Annotated in this window: 6 protein-coding genes; 1 reads left to right on the top strand and 5 read right to left on the bottom strand. The window is 33.7% G+C overall.

The features are described 5' to 3' along the window. Positions 1-20: 20 nt before the first annotated feature. The 5 genes from pbpC to H6X70_RS09795 form a co-directional block, all read right to left on the bottom strand. Positions 21-2378 (bottom strand): penicillin-binding protein 1C, encoded by a 2358-nt coding sequence (gene pbpC, locus H6X70_RS09815; protein WP_228530329.1) that lies wholly within the window; start codon positions 2376-2378, stop codon positions 21-23. Continuing rightward, entirely contained in the window at positions 2368-7872 is a 5505-nt protein-coding gene (locus tag H6X70_RS09810) for an alpha-2-macroglobulin family protein (protein WP_194767502.1), read from the bottom strand. Before H6X70_RS09810 ends, pbpC begins: the two co-directional genes overlap by 11 nt. A 272-nt stretch (positions 7873-8144) precedes the next feature. Then, positions 8145-8666 carry a hypothetical protein gene (locus H6X70_RS09805; protein ID WP_194767501.1) on the bottom strand — a complete coding sequence of 174 codons (522 nt, stop codon included), beginning with the start codon at positions 8664-8666 and terminating at the stop codon, positions 8145-8147. 63 nt (positions 8667-8729) lie between these two features. After that, a complete protein-coding gene (locus H6X70_RS09800; RefSeq protein WP_194767500.1) occupies positions 8730-9098 on the bottom strand; it encodes a hypothetical protein in 369 nt (122 codons plus the stop codon). Positions 9099-9121: 23 nt separating this feature from the next. After that, on the bottom strand, positions 9122-10867 hold the full coding sequence (locus H6X70_RS09795) for a hypothetical protein (RefSeq protein ID WP_194767499.1): 1746 nt from the start codon (positions 10865-10867) through the stop codon (positions 9122-9124). A gap of 314 nt (positions 10868-11181) precedes the next feature. Between H6X70_RS09795 and H6X70_RS09790 the strand changes: the two genes are divergently transcribed. Next, positions 11182-11895 carry a GntR family transcriptional regulator gene (locus H6X70_RS09790; RefSeq protein ID WP_194767498.1) on the top strand — a complete coding sequence of 238 codons (714 nt, stop codon included), beginning with the start codon at positions 11182-11184 and terminating at the stop codon, positions 11893-11895. Positions 11896-12208 lie beyond the last annotated feature (313 nt).

Genomic DNA, 12208 nt, shown 5'->3' with positions numbered 1-12208 from the left:
ATTTGGTTTCTAAGACAAACCTACTCCCTCTTAACGTATATGGTTCGTTTCAGCTCATTGCCAAAAGCATCAACCACAGTAATCGTATGTTCTCCTGTTGTTTGGGGTTTAATGTCTATTTGATGAAAAACTTCTGTAGTTTTAAGGAACTCTTCATTTAAATACCAAAAAACCTTAGTGTTCGCTCTAGAGTGTGCCAATTTAAATACCACCTTATTAATTTCACCATCGAAATTTTTAGGTAAAATAATAGAGGCATGGGGTTCTGGAAAAATAAAGTCCATATTGGCTAAGGTTTCTCCTTTACAATCTGAGCGTAATGGTGGCATATTTTTATAAGTAGCATCTTGTTTTTTATAATACCAAGCCATTAATGGAGGTAAAATAAACCAAGATTCTGAATTAATAGCATCTAAAGACTCGCAGGAGGCATGCACCCGGTAGCGATTTGTTTCGTCAAGATGTACAAGAGTATGAAAAGGACAGGCTTTAGTGCGTAATCCAACACTAGAAATATATTGTTTTGTTTTATCACATAGCGGGTTAGCCAGATATCCACTTTTAGTGCAAACATCTACTTCTACCAGAGCATCGTAAGGTTTTTGGAACCAGCTAGATTTTGGTAGTATATTAAATAGGTCGAATAATACGGGTCCTGCGCTAGAAACACCAGTTAAATTTGGCCTCCCCTCACCATCGGCATTTCCTAACCACACCCCGACTACATAATCTTTGGTAACCCCTATAGCCCATGCATCGCGACCACCAAAGCTAGTCCCCGTTTTCCAAGCAATTTTTTGGGACGAGTTGTAATATTCCCATGCTGAATCTTCTTCGGGCCGTTCTACTTCTGTCATGGCCTCAAACCCTAAATAAATACTACCTGCATCGTAAATGTTTTTTTCCTGAGTTAAGGAACCTTTCTTTATTTTTTCTTCTTTATAATATGAAAAAGGAGCAAATTCTTGAGTGTTGTACTGTGCAGAATGCTCTAAATAGTTATTTACAGTACCAGCTAAAGATCCGTAGGCATTGCATAAATCCCATAAGCAACTTTCACCACCGCCTAAAATTACAGATAAGCCATAATGGTCTGAGCCTTTATTTAATTGTTTTAAGTTTAATTTTTGTAACTCGTCATAAAAACTTTCTACACCATAATGGTTGAGCATTCTAACAGCTGGAATATTTAAGGATCTCGCTAATGCTTTTCTTGCAGAAACAGCACCTGTATATTGTAAATTAAAATTTTCTGGTTTATAATTTGAAATTGTAGTAGGTACATCTGCTACTAAGGTATTGGGGAGTATTTTGCCCTTATCTAGCATACCCATGTAAAGAAAAGGCTTTAATACACTACCCGTACTTCGTGGTGCATTTATAATGTTTACATCTTTTTGATGCGTTTTTGTTGTGGGCGAATTGCCTATATAGCTCAGTACTTTTTTGGTATTAACATCTAAAATTAAAACCGCCATATTGTTAACAGCATTCTGTTTCTGGTTATTATAATGCTTTTTAACTATGCGGTTTGCTCGACGTTGTATTTGATGATTTATAGATGTTGTAACACGTTGTCCGGACTTGTTTTTAGCTATTTCTTGTAGTAAATGTGGTGCTGAATTTGGTAAAGGAAACGGTTTTTGAGGTAGTTTTTCTTGTAATGCTAATTGGAAGGTTAAAGAATCTATTATGGCATTTTCATAGAGTTTTTTAAGCAATCTATTTCTTTTTTCGAGTAATTTCTTTTGGTTCTTTCCGGGGTAAATTAAACTTGGTGCATTAGGTAACACACCCAAAGTCGCACTTTCAGCCCATGTTAATTGGCTTGGCGCGATACCAAAATAACGCCATGATGCCGCATCTAAGCCAACTACATTTCCTCCAAATGGCGCATTGGCTAAATAGGTTTTTAAAATGGTTTCTTTTGAAGCACGAATCTCTAAACGTGTGGCCAATACAAGTTCTATAAGTTTCTGATAATAGGTACGTGCATGGCCTTGTCGCGACAGCCTAATGACTTGCTGTGTGATGGTACTACCGCCACGAACTACACTTCCGTTAGTTATATTAGATTTTAGGGCTTTAAAAATAGAAACCGGATTGAATCCGGGGTGCTTATAAAAATAGGCGTCTTCAAAATTAAGGACACACTGTTTAATTTTATTAGGTATGGTATCGCTAATAGGAAAGCGCCATTGTCCATCTTTGGCAATTAAAGCGCCTAGTAACACGCCTTCTTTACTTTCTATAACCGTGGACGTTGGGGTATTAAATAACTCGGTAGGTAAACACTGGGTATATAGAACAAATAAAATCAGTATGACAACTGATTTTATTTTGTTCCTTGATATGAGATTAATAAGTTTATTTAACAACTTCAATCCATTGGCCTTTTGTTCGTAACATATAGCTATCGTCGTACATGGCTTCACATTGCATGCCTGGTAAATAGTATTTACCAAGATACGATGCATTTAATAATACCCGTAATTTTTTAGTTTGCAATCCTGTTAAATCGAAATAAAAATTACTGCGATCATCTCTAATATCCTCATGAGTTACCTTGTTTTCTGCAAAGGATCCAAAATCTGTAAATCGTGTGTTTACAATTTCCCAACCCGATGGAAAAATACAGGTTAACGCCATATCTTTTATACGGTTACTGGTTTGATTGGTAATGCTAATTTCTGCAATAAAATCGGTTCCCTGTTGAATTTTAGAAGGCTCAATGGTGTTACCTTTTTCATTTTTATAAATAATATTACCAAGCAGGTTTTGTTGAATCACCTTTTCTTCACCAATTGGTAGAATACCTGCATTTAAAATAGTAACATAAACAAGGTTATCTTTTTTGTTTTCCAAAAGGATTTTATTTTTCCCCTTTTCGACTATAAGTTCGCGAGTAGCTAATGATTTATTGGTTGATATCGTTTTGCTTTTGGAACCATTATTTCTGTATTCAATTTTAACACCTTTACCCCCAACAAGTTTAGCATACTTAGCTATAGCCAATAAACTATAAGCTGTAGTTTGTGTGCTCATATAGGATTTATCGGTTAAGGCAATCGCTAATTGATCTGATAATATTTTGGCTTGCGGGGTGTCGTTTAATAACACATAGGTTTCTAATGCCATGGCGTTATTTCTATTTAATGAACCATAAGTGCTGCTATAAGCGTCGTCTTCAGGAACTTGATTTTCTGATAAAGAATTTAAAATAGATGTTGCTACTGATTTTTGGTTTGCCGCTAATACATAAGCGCCTGCCAATCTGATTTTTGCTTCGTTTGATAAGTTTTTAGATTCTCTTAATCTGTTCATAGAAGCCATATCACTTGCGTTTGCTAAAGCTAACGTAAAAAGTCTGTATGCTTGTGCTAAATCTGTAGCACTACTACTCTTTTTCCAGTATTTAGATACGTTTTCTTGATAGCTAATCCAATTCTTTTTTAAGTTAAGTGGCAGTACATAGCCTTTCTTCTCGGCTTCTAATAAAAAGTGCCCCACATAACTAGTCGCCCAATCATCAACAGCTGTTTCTCCTTGCCAATACGAAAAACCTCCATTGTTTTTTTGAAACTTGGCTAATTTATCAATACCAATTCGAATATTTTTTTGAATTTCAGCTTTCTTATCAGCACTTAAATCAAATACATCATTTAAATACAACTGAGGGAACACACTAGACGTAGTTTGTTCGACACAACCATGCGGATAGCGTATTAAATATTGCATACGTTCATTAAAATTAAGCGATTTAAATGTTGATGCTTCAAGTTGTGCGCTATTGGTTCCAACAACACCAAAAGTTTCAAAATTTATAGTTTTCGAACTGTTTGGCGATAAAATAATATCTATGGTTTCTGTAGTTATTGGGTTTGGGTTTACGGCATCCACTTCTAAACTATAGGATGCTTTTTCACCATGACCAGCTACAATAACTTCCATTGTACCAAGCCCGCTTTGAGCAACTTCGACATCAAAATAAACCATTTTCTCTTCTGGCGATGTAAAGTTTACAGTTTGTGAAGATTTACCAATCACTTTAAAAATAGCATTGTTCTTTAAGGATACAGAGACTTTTTTAATTTTTTCTTCTAAAGCAAAAATAGTAATTGGTAAGCGTAGCTTTTCACCTTGTGTTACTTTTCTAGGCATAGATGCTAATACCATTAACGGCGTTCTTACAGGTGTTGCTTTTTCGGTTTGACCATAAGCTTCATCATCAGAATTGTGTGCCACGACCATTGTGCGTACAGAACCCACATATTTAGGCATATTAAAACTGTGTGAATTGGTTTTATTTTTACCAAGTTCAAACGGCCCTAAATATGCTACAACTGGTTTAAATCTATTAGCTTTTTTGTTTTTGTTCATTAGTATAGCACCATCTCCACCAATGCTAAATACTTGATTTATACTGCCACCAAACGCGCCAATTACAGCATCATAAATATCCCAAGTTTTTACACCTAAAGCCTGTTTCTTATAAAAAACTTCCCAAGGATTAGGTGTTTTATATCGTGTAAGATCTAATAAGCCTTCATCAACAACCGCAATAGAATATGTCATGGGTTTGCCGTTCTTCTCATTGATTTTTACGGTGACTTTACTTTCCGGACGTAATACATCGGGCATATTAATTTGAGGCGACAATTTAGTTTCTGGGTTTTCCACAGTAATTCCAGAAACACCATACATTCTTATTGGTAAATCGTTTTTGGTGTTCTTATGTGGTTGTAATAAACTAATGTGAATATAGACGTTGGGAGTCATATCATTAGTAATAGGTAACTCAAATTTAGTATCGCCTTTAACTGCTTTTACCCAAATGGATTTTAATACTTTAGTGCCTGTTTCTACAGTAACCAATGCCCGACCAGTAGCACTTGAAGGAAAGGTTACTATAGCTGTTTCTCCAACATTATAAGTTGATTTGTTGGTAGAGAACGACAACATTGTTGCCGCACTAGGATCTCCTTTTCTAGCTTTTCCTGCCCAACCTGGCCAGTCTATAAATACCGTTTTTCCTGTAGCATGACCACTCTCTTTATTAATTATATAGACTAAAAAGCGTCCCCAATCTGGATATTTAAGTTCAAATTCAAAAAAACCTGTTCCATTAGCATTGGTACTTAGGTTTTTACTGAAAATTTCGTTGTGACTTGAGCTCGTATCAAAAGAAGACAAATTGCTGTCTGATTCATTCCACCACCAGTTTTGGTTAACTTTAAACACTTTTACCTCCAAATCTGAAACCGCAATAGGTTTGCCTTGTTCATTTACTGTGGCAATATCGAAACGGTGTTTAACATCTGTTAACAGCATGCCTTTTGCAGCATCTCCTTTAGGTGTTGAAATTCCCACATAGGATTTAAAAGGTGAATAATCTACACTAAAAACATCTGTACTAAAATCACCGCCATTTTCATAGACTTTGGTTATTAATGACGCTTTTAGCATACCAGAAGCTAAATTTTCTAGTTCTGGTTTAAAAGAAAATACAGCGTTGCCGTTTTCGTCGGTTTTACCATTGAAAGCCAATTGTTGCTCTTGACTAAAAATGCGGGTTGGGTCATTAAATTCAAAACTAGGAAAAGCTTTAAATGTAGTATGTTTTTGTGATAGTTTTATATGGGTATCGGCGCTTAAGTTTTTAGCAATTGCACCATGTAGCCAAACCACATTAAGTTTCCCTTTAATGGTCTGTTGAGACGTTATTAAATCAGCATTAATATCAGCCTTAATTTTTAAACGATTTGGTTTTATGGTTTCAATTTTAATTGGCTTTCTAAATGTCGCACCACCAACATGTATAGCTGCTCCCCAATTTCCTGTTGGATCATCTGGACTCGTTGGCACTTTAAAATGGTATAAGTTGTTCAATCCATTAGTTTCGATATGTCGGTAAACCACAGTTCCCTGAGGATTAAACAATTCAAGTTTTACAGGATGCTCTTTTGGAAGCTTATTGGATTTATCATTTAACATAAACGATAAAAACAAGGTGTCTCCGGGTCTCCAAACACCACGTTCACCATAAATAAAGCCTTTTAACCCACGCTTTAAACTTACTCCAGAAACATTAAACTTACTAACAGAAAGTACGTTGCCATCTTTAAGTTTTACATAAGTAGATTGTTTATCCTTTGTTGCTACTACAAAATAAACAGGACTAGTAGCATCAAAGGTTAATTGGCCGTCGTTGTTAGTCTCTTGCTTGCCTATAACTTGTTGTTGATAATTGTAAAATACTACTGAAACATTAGCTACAGGATTTGTATTAATAAGGTCACTAACGGCTACAAAGTAAGAACCATCTTGCCCTTTTTTAACCGTAACCCCCAAATTGCTAGCCAAAATATTAGCACTTACTTTTTTGTTTGAATAATAGGATTTACTACACGGGTTGTCACTATCTCTCCAAGAATAGTCTTCAGAATAATAATCGGAATCCCAATAACTAGTTTCGGCATCTTCAGTATCATAATTATCTGCTTCCTCCTCTATATCATCATCGTTTCCGTTATCATGACATTCAAACAATGAGTAGCTTTTTTTAAAAGAAATCTGTACCCTATAAATAGCACCTGGATTTGGGTTTATAATGGTTTTTAAATCGATAGAATAGGCTTGCCAGGTATTTAGTTTTGATGAATAATCCTCTAGTTTAATAGTTTTTTTGGCTATGGGTCGGGCAACTTTTTTTAAATCTTGATCACCATTTAACTCATTGTCTTGCAGAAACTGTAAAACGTTGTTTTCATAAATTTTTATTACGGTTATATCTACCGCTTTTAAAGCTACTGCTTCAAAATTAAATTTTAAATCTTCAGAAGTTGGTAAAATGGTTCCGTTTTGTAATAAACGGACCTCTGGTTTGAAGGATTCAAAAGTAACTTCTTTGGTTACATTTTGCTTTATTTTATAACCATCAACACTTTTAATACCTCTGTAAATTTCCAAATTGTAAACACCATCAGGTGTACTTTCTGGGTAGATTTTTAATACGTTCCCATCTATAGTAAAGTTTAAAGTCATATCCTGTAATGCAACTAAACCACTTAGGTTTTGATTTAAATCTAATGGATCTGAAAAATTTACTTCAATATGCTTTTGGTTGCCCCCATCAACAACATTTACACCAACAACTTCAAAATTATTTTTTCCTATAATTTCAAAATCATAATCACCTTCACTATCAATTTTAAAAGGTTCTCCGTCCCAACTAATAGCGACTTCGCTATTGTTTTCGAAGCGTTGTACGCTATCAATAATAAACTTAAAATGCTTACCCATTGGATTATTTGAAACGATTTTGACGTGTAGTGGTTTTCCTTCTTGTTTAGCTGTCACTAACTTTTGCGCTGTAACTACAGAAATATCATCACTGGATTTTATAACACCTTCAATATACTGCCAGTCATTCGAATAGGATTGTAAATAGTTGGTTGAAACATGTATATCCTGCTTTATAGTTTTAACGTCAAACTCAAAAGTTTCAAAGTCTTTTGGCACCTCTTGTAAAGCTCCTAAATCTAATTTTAAACGGTATCTCGTATCTTGCTCTAATCGTTCATTTGGAACAAAAGCAAGAGTTCTATTATTTAAAACAACCACTTTTCCGTTTACATTTGGACTTATTTTTAATATGGAATTATCCAGTTCAATATTAGCCGTCCAATCTGATACAGGCTGCATTAAAACAATTTTTATTTCAGAATTTGTAGAAATAATACCCGATGTCACCTCAGACACGTAATCATTAAATTTATAGATATTTTCTGGGGTGATACTAGGTGCTTCCTTTTTACAAGCAAGTACAATTAAAAATAAGGCAAAAGGAATAATTTTTCTGGTAAATAACATAAAAGGATTTGTATAATGTGTTTATTGTAAGTATGCTAGCTTGAAATATGAAATAAAGAATAACAACAAAAAGCAATAGTTAGCATGTAGTATTAATAGTATGATTTGAGGGAATAAATTTACATGTTATGCGTTTATGGGTATAGTTAATTTTCCTGTTTTTTAAAAAACTTATTAACAGCAAATAAACATTCGACGGGGCAAAAAATGGGTTGTTAATTTTTAGAAATGATGCAAAAAACAAGTGGATGTTTCGATTTTATATATAATCATCAATTAGCCATCAAAAACCCCATAATCAACCCTGCTGCAACTCCCCCACCCACGTATCCAAAGTTTTTCCAGAATTGTTTTTTTCGATAGGCTTTTAGTTCTTCGGTAGCGATTTCTAAAGTGGTATTGGCTTGAATTAATGAATTTTGAGTGAGATTAACCGTTTGTTCTAATGTGTTTAAATGCTGCTCAAAGTCGTTAGTAGTTTCATTAAACAGAAGTTGCTGAGCTTTACATTTTTTAGACAAATTGGTGTACAAATAATGGTTTTTGGCAATGGTATTATTTAATTCTTCAATAATGTCGTGTGTTTTAAAACTGCTGTTTTCTTTTAGAAACTTCCTTAACTCTTGAAAATGATTATAGCTTTGTTCATTAAAAACATAAAGTTTTACATCGGCACTGTTTTTCATAAAAGTAAAGCCGTTTATTACAATGGGCTTCTCTAATTCTGTTGAATATCCGCTATAAATAGTTGTGGTATCTGCTACTATTTCTACAGCGCTTTGGCAAAATAGCATGTTGTTTATTGAAAAAATAAATATTAAAACTATGTAGATTTTGTTCATAAGGACTGTGTATAACTAATCCAATGCCTGGTCTTTGTTTTGTAGTATTAGTATGCGTTCTCTTTTGGTTTTAAGCTCTAAATCTATTTCGTCGCGTCGTTCTAAGGTGAGCACTTTTAAGCGTTCGGCCTCTAAATTAATTATGTCTATTTCGTTTTGCAGGGCTTCATTTTTAGTTTTAAAAGCGCTTAGCCGAATTTGCATGATTTTTATTTCGTCTTGCGCTTTATTATTGGATAACATAGCAGCGTTTAAACTTTGTTTAGTGAGCTCTAAATTTTCTAGAATCCTATTTAAAGCATGGTCGTTAAATAGGTTTTTTAGTAAATTTCCAGTGCTAATTATTAAAATAATTACGAGAATTATTTTGTAAAATTTCCCCATATAAGTTGTTTGATTACTGGCTGTTACACGTCATCATTTAAATACGCTTTCGTATAGAATTTAGACAAAAAGTGTTGAATGTTATCAGAAAATATTTTATCGGAAATCGCTTCAGGACTTAAGCCTTGCATTAAATCTTGGAGTTCTGTTTCATTAAAAAAGTGGTACGAATCCTCTTCTATACAAAGTATTCTAAATTTTTTCCAAGGTTTATGAAAATTACAAGTTATAGCCTGTTCAACACGCTGTTTGAAATCTCCAAAAGTACTTGCGGTACTAAAATTATCGAACGGATCGACAATACCATCGTTGTCGGAACCTAAACACATGGTTTTCCAAGCATCAACTTCAGGAATACAAGCTTCTGGATGTTGTTCATTATGTTTTCTAATGTGTTTTAAATTAATTTTCACAATATGAAATACATTTGTTAAAAACATTTGAGTATGCAGCCTGCTTACCGATTCCTTTTGAATGTTACCTTTTTTATAGCCTTTAAGTAAGGCTTTAAACTTCCCTCCTGGCATTCTTCCGTCGTGCATACAAACACCAATAATACCTTCAGATTCAAACACATCAATAATATCTTCATCGGTTACATTAATGTCCCAACGGCTAACGTATGAGTTTTTATCGAGCTGATTGGTGTCTTCTTTTTCGGCAGCTTTAGCACGTGTTGAAATTCCGTTAATGGCGGTATGGCTTATAATTATGGGCACCGTATCGTTGCGCCTTCTAAAGTCTTTTACAATGGCATTATAATCATTTCGAGCTTCTAAAGACATGTGTTTGGTGTCTATAAGAATGCGTTGCCCGTTTGTTTTTGAAAGCAAATGATTTATAATAAGTTCTTTGCCAAAATCGCTAATCCCGAGATCTAACCCCTTTTTTTGATTAAATACATTTGAAAAACCTGGAACCGATTTGTTTTTTGCTTCGCCAAAGCTTTTTGCATGACCTGTAAGCAGGTTGTTAAAATGGTGGGCAAAGGTTATAAAATAGGGCGTGAACTCAAATTCTGTTTTATTTTTTAGTCTGGAAACGTTAGTTATAAAATGGTTTTTAAGCTGGGTTTGTGCTTCTGGTTGAAGCTCGTTTATGCTTTTAATTCCAAACAAATCGCTGGTTTTATACTGCCCTAAAGCATGCATGCCTTCAATAGTTACAATGCCTGCAATAATGTTTTTGTTGGTAAGCTCTAAATATTCTTCGTAATTAGAAACCAATTGAAAGGATGGGCAGTTTTCATCTGAAATATTAGAAGAACTACTTAAATCGCTGTTTTTAAGGTATTGGTATTCGGTTTTTAAATCTGCATCAAAATAATCTACAACTTCCGATTCGTAGGCATTTTTCAAATAATAATTAACGTTGTCTTCTGAAAACCCTGTGAGAATTCGAAAGATTCTCGAGTCGATATCTAGCTTTAATTTTATACCAAAGACTTTTCCTAAAATAAGCCGTTGCAAGAAAGTTGATGTTGAAAACGGTCGGTCTACTTTTAAAAACTGACGCTCTATAGGGTAAATAGACAAAAAAAGCAGTCTATTATTACCTTCATAACAGTTATCTAGGTTAGATTGGGTGTAGCGTGCTAAGTCTTTAACAAAAATATTTACCAACCAACGTCTGGGACTAACGCCTAAAATGCCCTGAAAGAGGTCTTTAGTATTGGAGTTGTTTTTGTAGGTCCAAATGTCTTTTATTTCTGGGTTATTAGTTGGTTTAAATGATGGATGACAATGTAAATCGCCAATTGGTTTTTCCAAATTTATAATTTTAATTAGTTTGAATTTTCAGGGAATAAATGTAAGAAATATTACTAACAAAAAAATACAGGATTTTAAGTCTGTTATACTGGATTTCTGTTCTGTGTCGTAGGTCCAAAAGTGAGTAGATTACACACTATAGATTAATGATAATTTCATTGTTAGAACCACAAAAAAACTTACTCAAACAATCACAAAATTAGATAAGTCCAGGATCAATAAATTAGTCAGATTCCATAAAGCAGATAAACATCAAAAAGGAATTGTTACAAAGAAAAGATAATATTATATTTGTTAGAAATAATTGGATATATATGGAGAAGTTGAAAAAGTACAAACAAATTTATGAATTTGTAAAGAAAAAAATTCAGTCTGGCACATATCCTGAAGATCATTACATCCCTTCAGAAAATGAATTATGCAGTAAGTTTTCAACAACACGTACGACCGTCCGAAAAGCACTCGAAGAACTTTTAAAAGAGGGATTTATAGAAAAAGAACAAGGAAAAGGTAGTAAAGTTATAAGACGCAGTAAATCAATCGGATTGTTAACTGTAAGAGGCTTTTCAGGTTCTACACCCGATTATGAGGTTTTAACAAAAATCACAAAAGAACCCAAAATTTCAAAATGGGATCCCGTAATCATTTTTCCGCTCTCGGAAGAAGAAAAAAAATCAGATTCTATTTACTTTCAAAGAGTTCGATATATTAACAATAAACCAATTGTTTTAGAAAATAACTGGTACTCACAACATGCCTTAGAACTTATAAAATCTGAAGATTTTGTAGACGGATCGTTTTTTAAAACCCTTAGTCAAAACCATTACATAGAAATTATAGGGTCTGAACAAGAATTAAGGTCTATTGCGGCAACTAAAGAAGTGGCTAAAAATTTAGATACCCCTGTTGGCGACCCAATATTACAAATATCTATTCGATTTAAAACTAGTCGGTCGGACCTATTTTTATATAGTATTTTATACTGTAATACCTCAGAATATCCAATTCGTAATAGTTATTTTTTGTAAAAATGTGTGTTTTGTAAAACTAAACCCTATTCCTAGGGATTCTTTAGTTGATACTTTTGGTGTCAAAGAAAAAACTACTAGCTGTAAAATGTTGTTTAGTCCATAGCTATGTTATAATTGCACCTATAAACTTTAATACATCAAGATTTTAATTAAAAAACAAAAAACCAAGACTGATATTTTATCAATTCTTGGTTTTAATATTCGACTATTCTGTAATTAAGCTAAAATCTGAATGCGCCAAATTAAAAAAAAGGCAGAAATATTTAATTTCTGCCTTTAACTAAACAAACTAACTAACTAAAATTCAACG

Origin of the sequence: Tamlana sp. I1, assembly GCF_015355625.1 — a bacterium.
Lineage (GTDB): Bacteria > Bacteroidota > Bacteroidia > Flavobacteriales > Flavobacteriaceae > Pseudotamlana.
This window is presented reverse-complemented; position numbering and strand designations above follow the sequence as displayed.

Coding starts and splice junctions, on each gene's coding strand:
- H6X70_RS09805 (WP_194767501.1), bottom strand. CDS start 8,666: ATGCTATTTTGCCAAAGCGCTGTAGAAATAGTAGCAGATACCACAACT.
- H6X70_RS09810 (WP_194767502.1), bottom strand. CDS start 7,872: ATGTTATTTACCAGAAAAATTATTCCTTTTGCCTTATTTTTAATTGTA.
- H6X70_RS09800 (WP_194767500.1), bottom strand. CDS start 9,098: ATGGGGAAATTTTACAAAATAATTCTCGTAATTATTTTAATAATTAGC.
- H6X70_RS09790 (WP_194767498.1), top strand. CDS start 11,182: ATGGAGAAGTTGAAAAAGTACAAACAAATTTATGAATTTGTAAAGAAA.